Annotated in this window: 19 protein-coding genes; 11 read left to right on the top strand and 8 right to left on the bottom strand. The window is 64.6% G+C overall.

Features of this window, described 5'->3' with window-relative positions; all coding sequences use genetic code 11:
• The first annotated feature begins 13 nt into the window (after positions 1-13).
• The 5 genes from EP380_RS05355 (at position 14) to argC (ending at position 3839) form a co-directional block, all read left to right on the top strand.
• Positions 14-457, top strand: coding sequence for a PaaI family thioesterase (locus EP380_RS05355; protein WP_106569883.1), 444 nt, complete (start codon positions 14-16; stop codon positions 455-457).
• Positions 458-749: 292 nt separating this feature from the next.
• A complete protein-coding gene (gene rplM / locus EP380_RS05350) occupies positions 750-1211 on the top strand; it encodes a 50S ribosomal protein L13 (RefSeq protein ID WP_106569884.1) in 462 nt (153 codons plus the stop codon).
• Position 1212: 1 nt separating this feature from the next.
• Positions 1213-1701, top strand: coding sequence for a 30S ribosomal protein S9 (rpsI, locus tag EP380_RS05345; RefSeq protein ID WP_106569885.1), 489 nt, complete (start codon positions 1213-1215; stop codon positions 1699-1701).
• 109 nt (positions 1702-1810) lie between these two features.
• Complete coding sequence (gene speB / locus EP380_RS05340; protein ID WP_127597197.1) at positions 1811-2767, top strand: agmatinase; 957 nt, start codon at positions 1811-1813, stop codon at positions 2765-2767.
• Positions 2768-2903: 136 nt separating this feature from the next.
• Complete coding sequence (gene argC, locus EP380_RS05335; protein WP_127597195.1) at positions 2904-3839, top strand: N-acetyl-gamma-glutamyl-phosphate reductase; 936 nt, start codon at positions 2904-2906, stop codon at positions 3837-3839.
• A gap of 47 nt (positions 3840-3886) precedes the next feature.
• Here argC and EP380_RS05330 read toward each other — a convergent pair whose 3' ends face one another.
• Positions 3887-4978, bottom strand: coding sequence for a COX15/CtaA family protein (locus EP380_RS05330; protein WP_106569887.1), 1092 nt, complete (start codon positions 4976-4978; stop codon positions 3887-3889).
• Between the two features lie 167 nt (positions 4979-5145).
• On the opposite strand from EP380_RS05330, the gene EP380_RS05325 reads away from it, so the two are divergent.
• Positions 5146-5361 carry a DUF2842 domain-containing protein gene (locus EP380_RS05325; protein ID WP_127597193.1) on the top strand — a complete coding sequence of 72 codons (216 nt, stop codon included), beginning with the start codon at positions 5146-5148 and terminating at the stop codon, positions 5359-5361.
• Positions 5362-5367: 6 nt separating this feature from the next.
• On the opposite strand, the gene EP380_RS05320 is transcribed toward EP380_RS05325, so the two are convergent.
• Entirely contained in the window at positions 5368-6426 is a 1059-nt protein-coding gene (locus tag EP380_RS05320; protein ID WP_127597190.1) for a polysaccharide deacetylase family protein, read from the bottom strand.
• 113 nt (positions 6427-6539) lie between these two features.
• Here EP380_RS05320 and EP380_RS05315 point away from each other — a divergent pair, with 113 nt between their 5' ends.
• Complete coding sequence (locus EP380_RS05315; protein ID WP_238719740.1) at positions 6540-7742, top strand: GNAT family N-acetyltransferase; 1203 nt, start codon at positions 6540-6542, stop codon at positions 7740-7742.
• Between the two features lie 14 nt (positions 7743-7756).
• On the opposite strand, the gene EP380_RS05310 is transcribed toward EP380_RS05315, so the two are convergent.
• Positions 7757-9958: a GumC family protein gene (locus EP380_RS05310; protein ID WP_106569891.1), complete on the bottom strand. Its 2202-nt coding sequence runs from the start codon at positions 9956-9958 to the stop codon at positions 7757-7759.
• A 203-nt stretch (positions 9959-10161) separates the two neighbouring features.
• Between EP380_RS05310 and EP380_RS05305 the strand changes: the two genes are divergently transcribed.
• From EP380_RS05305 to EP380_RS05290, 4 genes are all read left to right on the top strand, one after another.
• Positions 10162-10725, top strand: coding sequence for a polysaccharide biosynthesis/export family protein (locus EP380_RS05305; protein WP_106569892.1), 564 nt, complete (start codon positions 10162-10164; stop codon positions 10723-10725).
• Between the two features lie 21 nt (positions 10726-10746).
• The gene (locus tag EP380_RS05300) at positions 10747-11892 is read left to right on the top strand and encodes a glycosyltransferase (RefSeq protein WP_127597186.1); all 1146 of its coding nucleotides are present in this window, start codon (positions 10747-10749) and stop codon (positions 11890-11892) included.
• 76 nt (positions 11893-11968) lie between these two features.
• Positions 11969-13507, top strand: a complete 1539-nt coding sequence (locus tag EP380_RS05295; protein WP_127597184.1) for an undecaprenyl-phosphate glucose phosphotransferase — start codon at positions 11969-11971, stop codon at positions 13505-13507.
• On the top strand, positions 13504-14748 hold the full coding sequence (locus EP380_RS05290; RefSeq protein ID WP_127597182.1) for an O-antigen ligase family protein: 1245 nt from the start codon (positions 13504-13506) through the stop codon (positions 14746-14748). The genes EP380_RS05295 and EP380_RS05290 overlap by 4 nt, the downstream gene beginning before the upstream one ends.
• A 39-nt stretch (positions 14749-14787) precedes the next feature.
• Here the strand turns inward: EP380_RS05290 and EP380_RS05285 are convergent, their stop codons facing one another.
• From EP380_RS05285 to EP380_RS05265, 5 genes are all read right to left on the bottom strand, one after another.
• On the bottom strand, positions 14788-15552 hold the full coding sequence (locus tag EP380_RS05285) for an ABC transporter ATP-binding protein (RefSeq protein WP_127597180.1): 765 nt from the start codon (positions 15550-15552) through the stop codon (positions 14788-14790).
• Entirely contained in the window at positions 15549-16316 is a 768-nt protein-coding gene (locus EP380_RS05280) for an ABC transporter ATP-binding protein (RefSeq protein WP_106569897.1), read from the bottom strand. Before EP380_RS05280 ends, EP380_RS05285 begins: the two co-directional genes overlap by 4 nt.
• A gap of 5 nt (positions 16317-16321) precedes the next feature.
• Complete coding sequence (locus EP380_RS05275; RefSeq protein ID WP_127597178.1) at positions 16322-17470, bottom strand: branched-chain amino acid ABC transporter permease; 1149 nt, start codon at positions 17468-17470, stop codon at positions 16322-16324.
• Positions 17471-17473: 3 nt separating this feature from the next.
• The gene (locus EP380_RS05270) at positions 17474-18490 is read right to left on the bottom strand and encodes a branched-chain amino acid ABC transporter permease (RefSeq protein WP_106569899.1); all 1017 of its coding nucleotides are present in this window, start codon (positions 18488-18490) and stop codon (positions 17474-17476) included.
• Between the two features lie 99 nt (positions 18491-18589).
• A complete protein-coding gene (locus EP380_RS05265; RefSeq protein WP_106569900.1) occupies positions 18590-19933 on the bottom strand; it encodes a substrate-binding protein in 1344 nt (447 codons plus the stop codon).
• Positions 19934-19966: the final 33 nt, after the last annotated feature.

Below are 19966 nucleotides of genomic sequence, written 5' to 3'. Positions count from 1 at the left end.
CCAGGAGCAGCCAATGACGATCCACGAACCGAAACTCGACGCCGACCAGATCAACGCGCTGTTGCGACGCGCCTATCCGCAACTCAATGCCGAATTTTCCGATTATGTCACGCTCGAGGTGTTCGCCGGCGGCTGCACCGTCAGGCTCAATGCGAACGAACGCCATTTGCGGCCGGGCGACACGGTCTCGGGTCCGTCCCTGTTCACGCTCGCCGACATTGGCGGTTATGTGTGCGTGCTTTCGCATGCGGGCCCCGACGCGCTGTCGGTGACGACCAATCTCAACATCAATTTCGTGCGCAAGGCGCCGGCCGGCCCGATCGACGGCCATTGCCGCATCATCAAGCTGGGCCGGAACCTGATGGTGTTCGAGGTCGACATGAAGGCAGGCGCGGACGGGCTGACGGTGGCGCACGCCACCGGCACCTATTCGATCCCGCCGAAACGGGACGGTTGACGAACCCCGAACACCGCCACCGAGCCCTAACGAGGCGTCCTCGCCCCCGTTCAACGCTGAGAATAATGTGGTATTTTAATACCGTATTTTTAACCTATTGATTTTACTGTTATAATTTTGAAGGCCGTTGTTGAAATCCCTTGACCGGATCGTTTGCGGCGTTTATGGGAACGCGCGGTCACATCGAGGATCTGTCGACGCGACCCGTTTTGCCGGCCGGCCTTGGCCTGCCCGGCAATCGAAGCAACAAGAAACGCCTTCGCCAGCGAAGGTCATTTTGGAAACCGGAACCATGAAAACATTTTCGCAGAAGCCTGCGGACGTGACCAAGAAGTGGGTGCTGATCGACGCCGAAGGTCTCGTCGTCGGCCGCCTCGCCTCGATCGTCGCCAACCGCCTGCGCGGCAAACACAAGCCGAGCTTCACCCCGCATGTCGACGACGGCGACAACGTCATCGTCATCAATGCCGACAAGGTGGCGCTGACCGGCCGCAAATATACCGACAAGACCTATTACTGGCACACCGGCCATCCCGGCGGCATCAAGGAGCGCACCGCGCGCCAGTTGCTCGAGGGCCGCTTTCCCGAGCGTGTCATCGAAAAGGCCGTCGAACGCATGATCCCGCGCGGCCCGCTCGGCCGTCGCCAGATGAAGAACCTGCGCGTCTATGCCGGCACCGACCATCCGCATGTCGCCCAGCAGCCGGAGACGCTCGACGTCGCCGCGCTCAACCGCAAGAACAAGAGGGCCTGATATGGCTGAGCTCAACTCGCTCGAAGAACTCGGCGCCGCCACCGGCGCTGTCGCCACGACGGAAGAGCCGCAAGCGCCGGTTCACGTCCAGAAGCTCGACGACCAGGGCCGCGCCTATGCCACCGGCAAGCGCAAGGACGCGATCGCGCGCGTCTGGGTCAAGCCGGGTTCCGGCAAGATCACGGTCAACGACAAGGACTTCGACAAATATTTCGCGCGCCCGGTGCTGCAGATGATCCTGCGCCAGCCGATCGTCGCCACCAACCGCGACGGCCAGTACGACATCGTCGCCACCGTTACCGGCGGCGGGCTTTCGGGCCAGGCCGGCGCGGTTCGCCACGGCATCTCCAAGGCGCTGACCCATTATGAGCCGACGCTGCGCGGTACGCTCAAGAAGGGCGGCTTCCTGACCCGCGACAGCCGCGTGGTCGAGCGCAAGAAATACGGCAAGCGCAAGGCCCGCCGGTCGTTCCAGTTCTCGAAGCGCTGATCTTCGCAACTGGTTTCAGATGCAAAAGCGGGCCTTCGGGTCCGCTTTTTTGTTGCGCCGACGTTACCGAGCCACGATAGCTTGCTTCGACATCAGCAAGGAGCCCGCCATGCCCGCATCCTCGATCGACCATGCTTTCACAGCCCGCTCCAACCGGGGTGCGGCCGGCGATCCGACCTATGCCGGGGCGCTGTCGTTCATGCGCCGCCGCTACACGAAAAACCTCAAGGGCGCCGACGCGGTGGTGTGGGGCATCCCCTTCGACGCCGCCGTCACCAACCGCCCCGGCGCGCGCTTCGGCCCGCAGGCGATCCGGCGCGCGGCGGCGATCTTCGACAACGACCCGCAATATCCGTTTGCGCGCGACCTGTTCGCCGAACTGGCCGTGATCGACTACGGCGACTGCCTGCTCGACAACGGCAATCATCAAAAAACCCCGGCCACGATCGAGCGCGAGGCGAAAAAGCTGCTCAAGTCCGGTGCGTTCCTGCTTTCGCTGGGCGGCGACCATTTCGTCACCTGGCCGCTCTTGAAGGCACACGCCGCGCAACACGGACCGCTCGCGCTGGTTCAGTTCGATGCGCATCAGGATACCTGGTTCGACGACGGCAAGCGCATCGATCACGGCTCCTTCGTCGGCCGCGCAGTGCGCGACGGCGTGATCGATCCCGAGCGCTCAATCCAGATCGGCATCCGCACCCACGCGCCGCAGGATTGCGGCATCCGGATTCTTTACGGCCACGAGATCGACGAAATGCGCGCCGACGAGATCGCCTATCAGATCGCCGAGCGCACCGGCGGACGCAAGGTCTACATCACCTTCGACATCGACTGCCTGGATCCGGCCTACGCGCCCGGCACCGGCACGCCGGTTGCGGGCGGCCCCTCCTCCGCCAAGATGCTGTCGGTGTTACGCCAGCTCGGCCAGCTCGACATCGTCGGCGCCGACATCGTGGAGGTCTCGCCGCCCTACGACCATGCCGACATCACCGCGATCGCCGGGGCGACGGTGGCCCAGCATTATCTGGGACTGCTGGCCGAACGAAAGGCGCGGGAACAAGCATAGGCACAGCCGGTACAACGCCCCGGCCCTGATCCGGCGCGCGAGGGCGTTGATGCGCTGAGTCAAACGCCTCGGCCGTTGAATCAAACGATCGCGGCAAGCCATTGATGGCAGATTCCTTTTTGAGCTAGAGAAGGCCATGAAACCGAAAATCTTCATCGACGGTGAACACGGCACGACGGGTCTACAGATCCGTACGCGGCTGTCCGGCCGCGCCGACCTCGACATGCTCTCGATTCCCGAGGCCGAGCGGCGCAACCGCGACTTGCGCGCGGCGATGCTGAAGGACGCCGACATCGCCATCTTGTGCCTGCCGGACGACGCGGCGCGGGAATCGGTCGCCATGCTGGACGGCGTCAACTCGACGCGCATCATCGACACCTCGACCGCGCACCGCACGCATCCCGACTGGGCTTACGGCTTCGCCGAAATGACCGCCGGCCAGGGTGAGAAAATCGCCAAGGCACGGCTGGTCGCCAATCCGGGCTGCTATCCGACCGGCGCGATCTCGCTGCTGCGTCCCCTGGCCGAGACCGGCATCCTGCCCGGGGACTATCCGGTCACGGTCAACGCAGTGTCAGGCTATTCGGGCGGCGGCAAGCAGATGATCGCGCAGATGGAGGACGAGGCCCATCCCGAGCACATCGCAGCCCCCCATTTCCTCTACGGGCTGACCCTGGCGCACAAGCATGTGCCGGAGATGCAGGCGCACGGACTTCTCACCCGCGCGCCGATCTTTTCGCCGAGCGTCGGTCGTTTCGCCCAGGGCATGATCGTGCAGGTGCCGCTGCATCTTACCGATCTTTCCGGGGCGCCGCAGCTTGGCGACATCCATGCCGCGCTGGACGCCCATTATGCCGGACAGTCGATCGTGGAGGTGGTGCCCTTGGCCGAAAGCGCCGGCCTCGCGCGTCTCGACCCGACCGCGCTCAACGGCACGGACGACATGCGGCTTTACGTCTTCGGGACCGAGGGCAAAGGTCAGGCCAATCTGGTCGCCGTGCTCGACAATCTCGGCAAGGGCGCCTCGGGCGCTGCCGTGCAGAACATGACGCTGATGCTCGGCGCGGCATGACGGAGCGTCGATCGCGCTGAGGCCGGCGGTCCAATCCGCCGTGCGCCTCAGTTCCTGAGTTCGACTTCCGTCTCGCGCGGATAACTGCCCCTGGTGCCGCGCCAGTGGGCAGCGGCGAAGCCGAGCACGACCAAAGCGGCGGCCTGGTGCCACAAGGCCCAGCCGAGCGGCACCTGCAGGAGCAGCGTTATGATGCCGATGGCGGCCTGGGCCAGAACCAGAAGGAAAAGCAGAACGGTGCGGCGCGCATGGGTCGTGCCGGCTTCGGCCCGCAGGGTGGCGATCATGTGCCAGAGCGCGGCCAGGAACACGATGTAGGCGCCCAGGCGGTGCACGAACTGAACCGTCTTGGGGTTTTCGAAAAAATTGGCGATCGCGGGCGATTGCACGAACAGGCCGCCGGGAATCAGGCTGCCGTCCATCAGCGGCCATGTGTTGTAGGCGAGGCCGGCATCAAGGCCGGCGACGAGACCGCCCAGATAGATCTGCACCATGACCAGAACCACCAACCAGCCAGCCCAGCGCCGCGTGGCGCGACCGGACGGCGCCTGGGAATGCGGCGCCAGCCCGCGCGCCACAACCATGGTGGCGGCAAAGATCAGACAGGCAAGCGTCAGGTGGGTCGCCAGCCGGTACTGGCTGACGCTGGTGCGCTCGACGAGCCCGGAAGCGACCATCCACCAGCCGATCGCCCCCTGCAGCCCCCCAAGCGCAAGCAGGCCGAGGAGTTTCGGCTTGACGCGCCGTTCGAGGCGGCCGCCAACCCAGAAATAGATCAGTGGCAGGGCGAAGACGAAACCGACGCCGCGGGCAAGCAGCCGGTGAGCCCATTCCCACCAGAAGATCACCTTGAACTCGGCAAGGCTCATGCCCTTGTTGATCTGCTGGTATTGCGGGATCTGCCGGTATTTTTCGAACTCTTCGCGCCATTCGGCGGCATTGAGCGGCGGGATGACGCCGTGGATCGGCTTCCATTCGGTGATCGACAGGCCCGAACCGGTAAGCCGGGTCGCGCCGCCGACCACGACCAGCGCAAACAGCACTACGAGTACGACATAGAGCCAGGCCCGCACCTGGGCGCGGTCGCGGTCGAGCTTGGCGAGGGCACCGTGAAGCGGCGTCTGCGCGATGGCGGTCATGGGCACCGGTTCCCTGCTGCGTCGATGACGGCGAACAGGTGGACCAATTGCCCCGCGCTGGCAAGCATGCCCCACGCGGCAAGCCGTCGCGCCGGACGTTTCCCGGGCCGCCGGGATTGCACCGGCCGGCGCGAAGGCGCAATAAGCGCGCCAGAAGAGGAAGACCGATGCCCGTGCGAGTGAAAAAACTGATCGGCACCGTGCTGCTGGTGGCGCTGGTGGTGATTTACGCGCTGCTGGCCACCGCGATCGCCACCGCGCGGCTGGCCGAATCCGGCGCGCTGGTGCATCTCGCCTATTTTCTGTTCACTGGCCTGTTGTGGATCCTGCCCGCGATGGCGATCATCAAATGGATGGTCGGGCCGCCGAAATCGCGACCCTAGGACGGTTCACAGGGTCACGACCCGGCGGCCGCGATTGGCGATCGGCGTGGTGATGCCCGACAGCATGGTGCGCACATGCGCCACGCGCTGATAGCGCCCGTTGATCGAGATGCGCGGCAGCGAGTGAAGGTGACGGGCGTGCTCGGTTTGCACCATGCCGTGGCGCGTGGTGACGGCCGAGGCGTAGCCGGCCTCCCGCGCCAGCGCGACCTCGCGTGCGCCGACCGCAGAGACATAGCCGTAGGGATAGGCCATGTGCCGGGGACGCGCCCCGAGCTCGATCTCCAGAATGCCCCCGGCATCGACGATCTCGCGGCGGGCCTTGTCTTCGTCGAGCCGCCGCAGATTGTAATGATGCACGGTATGCGAACCGATCGTGACCAGCGGATGGGCGGCCGCGGCGCGGATCTCGTCCCAGTTCATCAGCGTTTCCCGGTTCGGCCCCTCGGGATCGACCCCGGCCGCGAGCGCCAGATCGCGGATGACCGCGCGCTGGTGTTCCTCCGGCACCTCGCGCGTCAGATAATCGTGAATGGCGTTGTTGGCGTTCAGCTTGCCGGCCGGGGTGGAACAGTCGAGCGCCACCTTGCCGCTCGCCGTCGACAGATAGACCGTGTCGCGGCACGACACGATCCGTTCCAGAACGTCCCACCACAACAGCGCCCGGCCCTCGATCAGTGCGGGCGCGACATAGATCGTGATCGGCGCTTCGTGCTTTTCCAGCACCGGAAGTGCCTCCTGCACGTTGTCGCGATAGGCATCGTCTGCGGTGACGGTGACGAAAGGCTCGCCGCTTGCGCGCGAAGCCAGCCGATCGACCGCCTCGTCCATCGTCACGAACCGGTAGCCGAGACGGCCCACCTCGGCCAGAAGTGCGTCGAGGAAATGCGGCGAAACCGTCAGATGGCGGTTGGCGCCGATCACCTCGCCCGTCGCCTCCGTGACCCGATGCAGCATCAAAATGGCACCGACACCGCGATAGAAACCGCCGGCAATGGGCCCCAGGAGGCTGAAGCGCGCCACGTTCAGGGCCAGTTTGCGCAGCAATTCCCCCCTGTCGATCATTCCTTCACCATTGTCGGTTAGGTTCGGCGCATCGGCCGAAAGGCCCGTTCGGCCCTGTTACCGTTCGAGGTCTACACCCGAAGGTTAAAGGTATGGTTGACGCAAGGAGCCCCGTGACGACGCGAACGGCACCGCAGACGCACCGCCACGCCACGCAAGCGGGCCGCGCAGCTTATTCCGGCCGCGATGTCCTGCAGGCGACCTGTCTGCAGGGCGAGGCCGCGCTGACGGCCTATGCCGCCCTGTGCCGCGATTGCGTCTTCGCGCCCGCCCAGAGCGCGCAATGGGTCGCGTGCTGGGCCCGGCACTGCAACGCCGACATCGTCGTCGCGACTTTGTCGCGCCGGCACCGACCGGTCTTCGCCGTGGCGCTGGAAGTCGTGGCGCACGGCTCCGCCAAGATGGCCTGCCTCGTCGGCGGCACCCATGCCAACGGCAATTTTTCGCCCGTTGTGCCGGCCGCGGCCGCCGACATAGGCCCGGGCGACATCAAAACCCTCATCCGGTCGATCCGGGCCGCGCGGCCCGATATCGACCTGCTCGTCTTCGAACGCCTGATCAGCGTGTTTCGCGGCAGCCCGAACCCGTTAAGTCGTCTTGGCGGCGCGCAAAGCCCCAATCCGGCGCTGGCCGTCGATCTCACCGGCGGATTCGAGGCGGTGTTGGCTCGTGCCAGCGGCAAGCGCAAACGCAAGAAACACCGCTCGCAAACCCGCAAGTTCGAGGCGGCCGGCGGGTTTCGCCGCCTGCGCGCCGAAAACCGGCTCGAGAGCGAACGCCTGCTCGATGCGTTTTTCGCCATGAAGGCCGAGCGTTTCGCCACCATGGGTATCAAGAACGTCTTTGACGGGACACCGGTCCAGGACTTCTTCCGCGAGCTGTTCGGATCCGAGGCACACAAGGCCGCCCCCGCCTTTGTGCTGCACGGGCTTGAAGTCGGCGGCCTGCTGCGCGCGGTGACGGGTTCGAGCATCAGCGCCGACAGCGTCATTTGCGAGTTCGGAGCGATCGCCGGCGACGAACTCGCCTTCGCCAGTCCGGGCGAGTTCCTGTTTTTCGACAATATCCGCGAGGCATGCGAGCAGGGTCTGGCGATCTACGATTTCAGCGTCGGCGACGAAACCTACAAGCGGTTGTGGTGCGATATCGAGACCCACCACGTCGACATCGTCCTCCCGCTAACGCTCAAGGGTCGCGCAAGCGCTCTGTCGCGCCGCACCGCCGCGCTGGTAAAGCGACGGGTGAAAGCCACCCCTCTTCTTTGGGAGGCCGTCAAGCGGGCGCGCCGGGCAACACGCGGCAGCCGCGAAACCTGATTTCGCCGGTTCGATCAGGCCGCGGACCGACGGCCCGGCTCCGGCGCGTAAGGCGGAACATACCCCACCGGAGTGACGAGCATGGCGTCGGAGAAGCCGCTGGAGTGCAGATCGGTGGTGGTGGTGGAAATCGCCTCGTCGTCTTCCTCGATCACGGAGACGAAAACCTCGCTCGCCCCGTCGATCAGCCGGCCGATGCCGGCCGCGTCCGCCGGTCCGCATTCCACGATCACCATGTCGTAGGCGGTGGTCAGCGATTCCATGATGATCGGCAGGCGGTCCGCCGCCCGCATGGCAAGGGCGGGATCGGCAGTGCCGCTTGGGATCACATGGCACTCCGAATAGTGGTCGGGATGGATGACGTCGGTGAACTGCGCCTTCGAGCACAACAGGTCGGTTATCCCCGGCAGCCGCGCGCTCTCCAGCATCGGAAACGATGCCGCGCCGGTTTCCGTCAGGTCGAGCAACAGCGCACGCAATCCGGCGTCGGCCACCTCGCGCGCGACCATCACGGCCGACGCCGCCCCCTCGTCGCCTTCCGGAGAGATGAACAGGGCCCGCGACGCGCCCCCTGCGATGAGCTTTTCCGCTGCCGCCTCGATGGTGATCTGGCCACGGGTGAAAACCGGCATCGGCGCGGCGGCCGCCGCCTCGACGCCGGTGTCGTCTTCGACAAGATTTTCGTCGGCATCGGCCTGTTCGACTTCGGCGCGCGCGGCCACCTCGGTGGCGGCCTGCCGCCGGGCGGTTTCGGCTTCGGCCTCGTCGGCTTGGTCGCGCGGCATGACGACATTTGACGGCACACCGTCATAACGCTGCGCGGGACGCAGCGCGCGACCGCTGAACAGTTCCGCAAGCAGGGTCGCGACTGCCATCAGGATGAGTGCGGCGGCGAATGCCGCACCGGAGATCGGCAGCACTTTGGGGAAATAGGGTTCGCCCGGCACGGTGGCGCGCGAGAAGATGCGGGCATCGGCTGGCAGGTAGTTGCGGTCCTTGCGCGAGAGCGCCTCGCGGTAGCGCGACAGGTAGGATTCCAGCAGATCGCGCTGTGCGGCCGCCTCGCGCTCCAGGGCGCGCAATTCGACTTCCTGCTCACCCACGCGGGCGGATTCGGCCTTGAGCTTGTTGAGCTCGGCGACCAATTCGCGCTCGCGCAAACGCGCGGATTCGGCCTCGGTTTCCAGGCTGGACTGGATTTTTTGGGCCTCCGCGCGGAGCTGGCGGTCGAGGTCGGCCAATTGCGAGCGCAGCGCGCGAATGCGCGGATGATTGTCGAGCAGGCTGGCCGACAGGTCGGCGATATCGGCCTTGAGTTGAACCTGGTTCTCGCGAAGGCGCTGGATCAGCGGCGAGGCCAGCACGTCGGGAAGAGCGTCGATCGAAGCGCCCTGCGAAAGCGCCTCGCGCATCGAACGCGCCGTCGCTTCGGTCGAGGCGCGGTTGGCGCGCACGCGCGACAATTCGCTGGACAGCTCCGAAAGCTGCTGGGTGGCAAGCATGGAATTGTTGCCCCCGACAAGCAGGTCGGACTGGGCGCGGAAATTGGCGACCTTGCTTTCCGCCTCCTTCACCTTGGCGCGCAGATCGGCGATTTCCGGCTCCAGCCATTCGGTTGCGTCGGCATTGGATTGCTGCTTGGCATCACGCTGCAGCTGGATATAGGCGTCGGCGATCGCATTGGGCACGGCAGCGGCCAGTTCGCGGTCCTCGGAGGAGAACTCGACGACGATGACGCGCGAGCTTTCCACACGATAGATATTGAGCTTTTCGCGAAAAACCTTGAGCACGCGCTCCTCTGGCGGCAGCGCGACGGGATCGCCGCGCAGCCCGGTCAGGATCATCAGCCTGTCGACGAGCGATACCTGGCCGTCGGCTTCGAACTCGGGCAGCGCCGCCAGGTCGAGCTGACGGGCGACCTTCGTGAGAATGTCGGTGGAGGAAATCACCTCCACCTGGCTGGTCACGCCCTGTTCGTCGAGGATGGGATCGGCGTCGCGCTGGGTTTCGGGCCGGGTGAACACCGATTCCCGCGTCTCAATCAAAATGCGGGTTTCTGCCTTGTAGTGGCGGGTGGCCATCGAGGCCAGCATGAACGCAACCGCCGTCACGCCCAGCGCAACGACCAGAATGCGCAGCCAGTTGCCGGCAAGTCCCGCAAACAAAGCGGCAATGTCGATATCAAGGTCCTGGTCGGGATTGCGCACGCCGGCCATCGGCAAAACTCCGAGTTTTCTGCGGGCAAAAGTAAACGCCTATGGTAACCGGCAGGTTAAGAAACCAGTGCCGGCTGAAAGAACTGTCTCGACCGTCTTCGCGCCGGCCCTTTACCGGGCATTAACCCTAACAGGTGGATAACAAGCGCGATGTCGGCCTCCCCTGGCGGCCGCCTGTGTCAATCAAAGGTGCGTAGCGGATCATGAAACGCCGGCTCGTCATTTCGGTTGCCCTTCTCGCGCTCGCGACAGCGGCGGGGTGTTCCGGCTATCGTCCGGCTCCGCCGGCCTTCCACGCCGCACTGACCAAGCCCTACGTGCTGGATTCGGGCGACCGCGTGCGCATTACGGTTTTCGAGCAGGAAAGCCTAAGCAACGTCTACAGCGTCGACCAGGCCGGCTATATCGCCTTCCCGCTTGTCGGCGCCGTCGCCGCGCGCGGACAATCGGCCAGCGCGATCGAGCGGCAGATCGCCGGCAAGCTGCGCGACGGCTATCTGCGCGACCCCGACGTGTCTGTCGAGATCGACCGCTATCGCCCGGTGTTCGTGATGGGCGAGGTCGGCGCGGCCGGCCAGTATTCCTACGTGCCGGGCATGACGGCGCAAAAGGCGATAGCGGCGGCCGGCGGCTTTACCGCCAGAGCCAATCAGGGCGGCGTCGATATCACGCGCGACATCAACGGCAAGGTGATGACCGGGCGCGTTCTAACCTCCGACCCGGTGCTGCCGGGAGACACGATCTATGTCCGCGAACGCCTGTTCTAACGCGCAACGGCCTCGTATTCCGTGACACAAAGCCTGCGCATCGTTCATTGCTTCCGCTCCCCTGTCGGCGGTATTTTCCGCCATGTGCGCGACCTGAGCCAGGCGCAGACGGCGGCGGGACATGAGGTCGGGGTGGTGTGCGATTCCTCGACGGGCGGCGATTTCGAAAACCGCCTGTTGGCCGAGCTCGAGCCCGAGCTCGCGCTGGGCGTGGCGCGCACCCCCATGCAGCGCCATATCGGACCGGGCGACATCGTGTCCGCATTTCGGACTTTTGGACTGATCAAGAAATTGCGGCCGGACATCCTGCACGGGCACGGCGCCAAAGGTGGCGTCTACGCGCGCATGTTCGGCTCATTGTTGCGGGTTTCTGGGTCTCGCGTAGCCCGCCTCTATTCGCCGCATGGCGGCAGTCTCCACTACGACGAAACGGCCCTGACGGGCCGCTTCTTCTTTGGTTTGGAGCGACTGATGGACCGGTTTTCCGATCATATCCTGTTCGTGTCGCAGCAGGAGCGCGCCATGTTCCGGCGCAAGATCGGCGAGCCGAAAGCGCCCCATCACGTCGTCTATAACGGCATTCGCGCCGAAGAATTCGAGCCGGTGGCGACCGATCAACAGGCCGCCGACTTCCTCTATATCGGCATGATGCGCGACCTGAAGGGTCCCGACATCTTCATCGACGCGTTGGCGCGCGCGCAACACACGCTGCAACGCCCGGTGAGCGCGGTGATGGTCGGCGACGGCGAGGATCGCGAACGCTACATCGCCCAGGCCGGCGCGCTCGGGCTGGGCGAACGGATCCGCTTCGAGATGCCGATGCCGGCTCGTCAGGCTTTCACGCGCGCGCGCATCGTCGTGGTGCCGTCGCGTGCGGAGGCAATGCCCTATATCGTGATCGAGGCACTCGGCGCCGGCCGGCCGATGATCGCCAGCGCGGTCGGCGGCATCCCCGAGATTTTCGCCACCGCGTCCAACGCACTTGTCGAGCCGGATGCGGCCGCGATCGCCGCCAAGATGGCCGAGGCGCTCGCCGACGAGGACGCCTATGCGGCCTCGATGCCCGGGCGCGCCTTCATGACAGAAAATTTCAGCGCCGACGCGATGGCCACGCGCATCGAGGCAATCTACGAGGACACGGTCGCACGCGTCCGCTACCGCAGATAACGCCAATGCCGACGGCCCCATCAAGGGAATCTTAGCAGCTTCCTGCTAGACCCGTTGCGGCGTGGAAGGCGTTGGCATGAACAAGATCGACCCAGAACTGAGATACACGCTCGAGGCGGTCCGGCAATTCGAGGACGAGGGCACGGCCCATCAGACGGCCGGCACGCTGGGCCCGATGGCGCGCAATATCGCCAGCCAGTACCGGCGCGACACGTTGTCGCCGGTGATGGTCATGGGCATGCTCAGACTGTCCGAGTTCGCCGTTTTCGCGCTCGCCGGCGCGCTGATGTATCTTTATTACGTCGGTCCGCAGACCCATCTCTACTGGGAATACGCGGTTGCGATCCCGGCCGGGTCGCTGGGCGCGGTGGTGCTTTTAGAATTCGCGCACGCCTATCATATCGGCGCCCTGCGCGCGCCGTTGCGCTTTGCCGGACGTATCGCGCTGGTCTGGTCGGCGACCTTCGCGCTGATGGCGCTCGCCGGCTTTTTCATGAAAAATTCCGCCGAGTTCTCGCGGCTGTGGTTCGCAGGCTGGTATCTCAGCGGGCTGCTCGGCGTCCTCGCGCTGCGCTTCGTCATGTCGCGACTGATCCGCCGCTGGGCACGCAACGGCACGATGGAGCGCCGCGCCGTCATTGTCGGCGGTGGGGCCGCCGCCGAAAGCCTGATCCGCTCGCTCGAGCGCCAGCCCTACAACGATATCCGCATTTGCGGGATTTTCGACGATCGCGACGACAAGCGCTCGCCGCCGATCGTGGCCGGCTATCCCAAGCTCGGCACGGTTTCGGAACTGCTCGAATTCGCCCGCATCGCCAGAATCGACATGCTGATCGTCTCGCTGCCGATCTCGGCCGAAGCGCGGGTTCTGTCGATGCTCAAGCGGCTTTGGGTGCTGCCGGTCGACATCCGCCTGTCGGCGCATTCGAGCGCGCTGCGTTTCCAGCCGCGCTCCTATTCCTTCATCGGCTCGGTGCCGCTGCTCGACATTTTCGACAAGCCGATCAACGACTGGGACTCTGTCGCCAAGCGGATTTTCGACATCGTGTTTTCGCTGTTCGGCATCGTGCTGTTCGCCCCGGTGATGATCGCGACCGCGATCGCCATCAAGCTGGACAGCAAGGGGCCGGTGCTGTTCCGGCAAAAACGGCACGGCTTCAACAACGAGGTCATCGAGGTGCTGAAGTTCCGCTCGATGTATTCCGAGCAATGCGACCCGACGGCGAAAAAGGCGGTGACCAAGGACGACCCGCGCGTGACGCGCGTCGGCCGCATCATCCGCAAGACCTCGATCGACGAATTGCCCCAGTTCTTCAACGCGCTGGTCGGCAGCCTGTCGCTGGTGGGCCCGCGCCCGCACGCGGTGGCGGCGCAGTCGCACAATTTGCTCTACAACGAAGTGGTCGACGGCTATTTCGCCCGACACCGCGTCAAGCCGGGCGTGACCGGCTGGGCCCAGATCAATGGCTGGCGCGGCGAGGTGGATACGGACGAGAAGATCAAGATGCGCACCGAATACGATCTCCATTACATCGAGAACTGGTCGCTGTGGTTTGATCTCAAGATTCTGGTGCTGACGCCGATCCGGCTCTTGAAGACGGAGTCCGCCTATTGACGGCAGCCGCGCCCTCCCTGCCGCGCCAGGCCATCAACGCCAAGCTGGTTTCGCTGCTGGCCTCGGCCGCGATTGCGCTGGGCGTGTTCCTGTCGGGCTTCGTGATCCGCGAGCCAGCGCCCTACGAGCTATACATGGCCGCTTTGATCCCGATCTGGGCGCTTTTCGGCCTGCATCTGTCGCGCGGCACGGCGCCGCTTCTGGTGCTTCTGATCGTCTTCAATCTCGGCGGCGTCGTCTCCATGCTGCAGATGGACACCTTCAACGACGCGCCGCTCTATCTGGCGGTGTCGCTGTTTCTGGCCCTGACCTCGGTGTTCTTCGCCGCGGTGCTGGAACGGCGGCCCGAGCTCTACCAACTGGTCTTCCACGCCTGGATCGCGGCCGCGCTGTCGACGGCGTTTTTCGGCATACTCGGCTATTTCCACGCCTTTCCGGGGGCGGAGATGTTCACCAAGTTCGAACGCGCGGCCGGCGTGTTCGAGGATCCGAACGTGTTCGGCCCGTTCATCACCTTGCCGGGCATCTACCTGCTCTATCGGCTTTTGACCGGCCCGGCGACGCGCATCCCCTATTACGCGCTGCCGCTGCTGGTGATCGCCTTCGGCCTTTTCCTGTCCTTTTCGCGCGGCGCATGGGGCCTGTTCGCGATCTCGGCGATGCTGATCACCCTGGCGGTGTTCATACGCCACCGTAGCGGCGCGTTCCGCGTCAAGATCATCGTCATGGCACTGATCGCGCTGGCGCTTCTGGTCGCTGGCATGGTGATCGCCTTGCAGATCCCGGTGATCGCCGACCTGTTCGCCGATCGCGCCCGGCTGGTGCAGGACTATGACGGCGCGCGACTCGGCCGCTTCGCGCGGCACGCGATCGGGTTTTCGATCGCGCTGGAAAGCCCGTTCGGCATCGGGCCGCTGGTGTTCGGCAAGACGTTCGGCGAGGACACGCACAATATCTGGCTGAAGGCGCTGCTGGCCTATTCCTGGCTCGGCTTCGCGGCCTACGCGATGCTTATCGTGTGGACGCTGGTGGCCGGCCTGCGCATCCTGTTTCGCGACCGCCCCTGGCACCCCTATTTTTTGTGCGCCTATGTCGTCCTCGTCGGCCACGTCCTGCTCGGCACGGTGATCGACACCGATCACTGGCGGCATTTTTACGTGCTGCTCGGCCTGGTGTGGGGCGCGATCGCGCTCGAATACCGGCTCGCCTATACCGGCCGAACGCACGCGTCTTTCCGCTGACGGCGTGACCGGCGCGGCGTGCGCGGCCGCACGCCGGGCTCAGATGGCGAGATATTCGTCGCGCAACCGGGTGTCGTCGAGCACGGAGCGCGCCGAGCCCTCGTAAACGATCTGCCCCATGTCCATGATGACCGCCTTGTCCGACAGGCGCAGCGCGGCAACCGCGTTCTGTTCGACGATGATCGTGGTGATACCGATATCGCGGATCTGGCGCACGATGCTCTCGATCTCGTGGACGATGACCGGTGCCAGCCCCTCGTAAGGCTCGTCGAGAAAAAGGATCTTGATGTCGCGCGCCAGCGCCCGGGCGACGGCCAGCATCTGCTGCTCGCCGCCCGACATGGTGGTGGCTTCCTGGTTGCGGCGCTCGGCCAGGCGCGGGAAATGCTCGTATATCCTCCCGATCTCCCAGCCCCGCGGCTCGCTGACCTGGGCCAGGATGAGGTTTTCCTCCACCGTGAGCCCGCCGATGATGCGCCGGTCCTCCGGCACGAGTTGAACGCCCTCGACCGCCGCCTGATGCGCCTTCATATCGTGCAGAGGCCGCCCGTCGAGCCAGATCTCGCCATGCTTGAGCGCCGGCTGGTCGAGCCGGGCGAGTGTGCGCAGCGTCGAGGTCTTGCCCGCGCCGTTGCGGCCGAGCAACGACAGGACTTCGCCCTTGGCGACGTCGAAGGACACGCCCTGGACGATATAGGATTCGCCATAATAGGCGTGGATGTCTTTAACGCTGAAAAACGGCGCCGTGTCTGGTGAGACCGGCGAGGCGGTGGCGGTGTCGGCTGCCGAAACGCTGGCGTTCATTGCTCACTTTCCCCCAGATAGGCTTCCTTGACCTTCGGATCGGCGCGCACCTGTTCGGGCGAACCTTCGGCGATGATGCGGCCCTGCGCCAACACGCTGATGCGGTCGGCCAACGAAAACACGACATGCATGTCGTGCTCGATGATCACCTTGGTCATGCCGCGCTGCTTGAGACGCTTGAGCAGGTCGATTGTCATGTTGGTATCATGCCGGGACATGCCGGCCGTCGGTTCGTCGAGAAGCAGCAGCTTGGGACGCTGGATCAGACACATGCCCATTTCCAGCCGCCGTTTGTCGCCGCGCGACAGACTGCCGGCGAGCGCATGGCGCTGCTCGTAGAGACCGACATCATGCAGCACGGCCTCGGCCTCCTCGCGAATATCGGCCTGGCCGCTGACGGCCTGGATGGCGTTGAAGCGGAAGGAGCCGTCGCGGCGGGCGAAGGCGGGGATCATGACATTGTCGAGCAAGGACAGATCGGCGAAGATCTCCGGCGTCTGGAAGACGCGGCTGACGCCGAGCTGGTTGATCTCGTGCGGCTGGTGGCTGTCGAGGATCTCGCCGTCGAAGATCACGTGGCCGGTGTCGGGCGCGATGCGGCCGATGCACACGTTGAGCAGCGTCGATTTGCCGGCGCCGTTGGGGCCGATGATGGCGTGGACGGTGCCTTCCTCGATCTGCAGGTCGACATCGCTCAGCGCTTTCAGGCCGCCGAAGCTCTTGCTGACGTCGGCGACGTTGAGAACCATGTTCTGCGTGGACATGCGCCCTACTCCGCTGGCTGGGCCGACCCGGCCGACATGTCGGCGTGGGAGGGTTTGCGTTTGATGCCGGCAAGCTTCGCCAGCCGGGCAATGCCCTCCATGATGCCGCCCGGCAGGAAGATGACGATCAGCATAAAGATGACGCCCAGGGTGAGATGCCATCCCTCGCCGACGAACAGGCCGGCAAGCTTGACCATCACCGTCTCCAGCCCGACGGGCAGAAAGGCGAAGGCGGCGTGCAGGGTGCCCTCGTTGAAGGAGGAAAAGATGTTTTCGAAATATTTGATGACGCCCGCGCCCAGCACCGGCCCGACCAGCGTGCCGACACCGCCCAAAATGGTCATCAGCACCACCTCGCCGGAGGCCGTCCACTGCATGCGTTCGGCGCCGGCGAGCGGATCGGTGGCCGCCATCAGCGAACCCGCCAGCCCGGCATACATGCCCGAGATGACGAAGGCGGTCAGCAGATACGGCCTGGTGTTGAAACCGGTATAGCGCATGCGGTTCTGGTTCGACTTGATCGCCCGCAACATCATGCCGAAGGGCGAGCGGAAGATGCGCATCGTCAGAAAGAAGCACACGATCAACGCCGCGGCACAGAAATAGAAACCCGGATAGCCGCTCATGTCGATGCCGAACAAATTGGTCTGCGGCAGCCCGGCGCCCGGCGCGGCGAAGGCGTTGTCGATGATGCGCGGATCATTCAGCGTCAGTTGCAGACCGGTCTCGCCATTGGTGATTGGGGTCAGCACGGAATAGGCGAGATTGTAGCTCATCTGCGCGAAGGCGAGCGTGAGAATGGAGAAGTAGATGCCCGAGCGGCGCAGGCTGATATAGCCGATGACGACGGCGAACAGGCCGGCCGCGGCAATGCCGAAAATGACGCTGGGAAGGACGTTCATGGTAAAGAGCTTGAACGACCACACGGCGGCATAGGAGCCCACGCCCAGAAAGGCTGCGTGACCGAAGGAGAGGTAGCCCGTCAGCCCGAACAGGATGTTGAAGCCGAGGGCGAAGATGCCGAAAATGCAGAATTTCTGCAAAAGGGCGGGGTACCCGGCGCCGAACGGCGTGAGCGTCCACGGGCTGATCAGCACCACGATCGAGAACCCCAGGAAAAGCAGCCAGTCATTGCGCGAAAGATTGGCGAACATCGGTCAGTCCTCCATCACGCCGGCGCGTCCCATCAGCCCGCGTGGCATGGTCAGCAGGATGATCACGGCGATCAGATAGATGATGATCTGATCGATGCCGGGAAAGATGCTTTTGACCTCGTTCATCGAGGCAAAGGATTGCAGGATTCCGAGCACGAAACCGGCCAGCACGGCGCCCGACAGCGAGCCCATGCCGCCGACCACCACCACGACGAAGCTCAAAACCAGGAACTCCATCCCGATATGGTAGTCGGGCGGCAGGATCGGGGTGTACATCACGCCGGCGAGCCCGGCCACGACCGCTGCGATGCCGAAAACGACGGTGAAACGCTTTTCGATATCGATGCCCAAAAGCCCGACCGTCTCGCGGTCGCGCATGCCCGCGCGCACCACCATGCCGTAGGTGGTGAAATTCAGGAACGCGAAGACGGCGCCAATGACCACGGCGGCGAAGACGAAATAGATCAGACGCCACCAGGGATAGACGATGAAGGCATCGCTCATGCCCAGCCAGGCGGCGATATCGGCGGTGCCGTTGAACATCTCCGGCGCCGATTGCGGGATCGGGTTGGCGCCAAAAATCTTCTTGACGATTTCCTGCAGCACGATCGCCATGCCGAATGTGACGAGGATCTGATCGGCATGCGGCCGCTTGTAGAAATGGCGGATCAGCCCGCGTTCCATGATCAACCCGATGAGCAGCATCACCGGGATGGCGATCAGGATCGACAGCGGCACCGACCAATTGACGATCGCCGCGCCAAGTTCGCCGAACTGATGCTCCATGAAGGGGATCGCCTTGGGGGCGAACAGCTGACCTTCCGCCTTCGGCGGCTGGATCGGCCATGTCAAAAGCGCGTTAAAGGATACGGCACAGAACGCGCCGAGCATGAACAGCGCGCCATGCGCGAAGTTCACGACCCCCAGCGTGCCGAACACGAGCGTCAGCCCGAGCGCGATCAGCGCATAGGCCGCGCCTTTGTCGAGACCGTTGAGAATTTGGATGATGATAGCGTCCATGATCTTGCCGCCCCGTCCGGCTCCAAAGCCCGCGCGAGGCGGGCCGCGATGGCGACCGGTCGCCGCGGGGGCGACCGGTCCGGTGCTTGGCCCTTCAGCCTAGCAGCTCTTGCCTTCGTTGGGCCCGAGGTCGCCGCCGAAGATCGAGGCGTCGTAGGTCAGCGCCTCGCGGTCGACTTCCTTGACGACCTTGAGCAGATCGTATTCGGACTGCTTGTCATCGTTGCCGCGCACGACCAGAGCCTTCTTGAAGCACTGGTGATCCTCGGCGCGGTAGAGCGTGGGGCCGTTGCCCATGCCGTCGAACTCGAAGCCCTCCAGCGCCTTGATGACTTCCGGGGCGGCGAAGGTTCCGGCCCGCTCGCAGGCATCGGCATAAAGCAGCGTCTGGACGTAGCAGGTGTGGGCGGCCTGCGACGGCGGGAATCCGTATTCCTCGCCGAAGGATTTCACGAAGGCCTGCGAGGCATCGTCCTGCAGCGACCAGTTCCAATTGGTGGTACCGAGAATGCCCTCGATGTTCTTGCCCGCCCCCTGCGCCATCAGGCGCGAGAACAGCGGCACGACGACCTGGAAATCCTTACCGTTGACCTGCTTGTCGCGCAGGCCGAACTGGACCGCCTGTGTCAGCGAATTGACCATGTCCTTGCCGTAGTGGTTGAGGATCAGCACGTCGGCGCCGGAATTCAGGACCGGGGTGATGTATTGCGAGAAATCGCCGGCGCCGAGCGGCGTGCGCACCGCCGAAACCGTCTCCCAGCCGAGCTTTTCGGTGGCGTTGATGATCGATTCCTCCTGGGTCCAGCCCCAGGTATAGTCGGCGGTCAGGTGATAGGCGCGCCGGTCGGTGCCATATTCCTCGGCGAGAACCGGGCCGAGCGCCTGGCCGGACATATAGGCGTTGAAGAAGTGGCGGAAACCGTAACGCTTCTTGTCCTTGCCGGTCGTATCGTTGGAATGGGTGAGGCCCGCCATGAAGATGATGCCCATCTCGTTGCACAGGCCCTGCACCGCGACCGCGACGCCCGACGATGATCCGCCGGTGATCATGATCGCGCCTTCCTTCTCGATCATCCGCTTGGCGCTGTCGCGGGCGGCATCGGACTTGGTCTGCGTGTCGCCGGTGACGAACGCCACCTTCTTGCCGAGCACGCCGCTGCCCTTCAGCGCCTTGGAGGTGAAGGTGTTCAACAGGCCGCCGTCGCCCTCGCCGTTCAGATGCTTGACGGCGAGTTCATAGGCGCGCAGCTCGTCGGCGCCCTCGTCGGCATAGGCGCCGGTCTGCGGCACGTTGAAGCCGAACACGACCGTATCGCCGGTCGGCATGTTGCAGTATTCCTGCGCGCGCGAGGCGCTGGTGAAAATGGTCGGCATGGCCAGACCGGCGCCGAGCGCGGCGGTGCTGGTGAGAAAGCCGCGGCGGTTCATTTTGTCGAAATGCATGAAATTCCTCCCTCGGGTGTCGGTGCGGCGCCA

The organism is Nitratireductor alexandrii (assembly GCF_004000215.1).
Classification (GTDB): domain Bacteria; phylum Pseudomonadota; class Alphaproteobacteria; order Rhizobiales; family Rhizobiaceae; genus Mangrovimarina; species Mangrovimarina alexandrii.
Note: the sequence above shows the minus strand (reverse complement) of the source record. Positions and strands in the feature narration are given on the sequence as shown.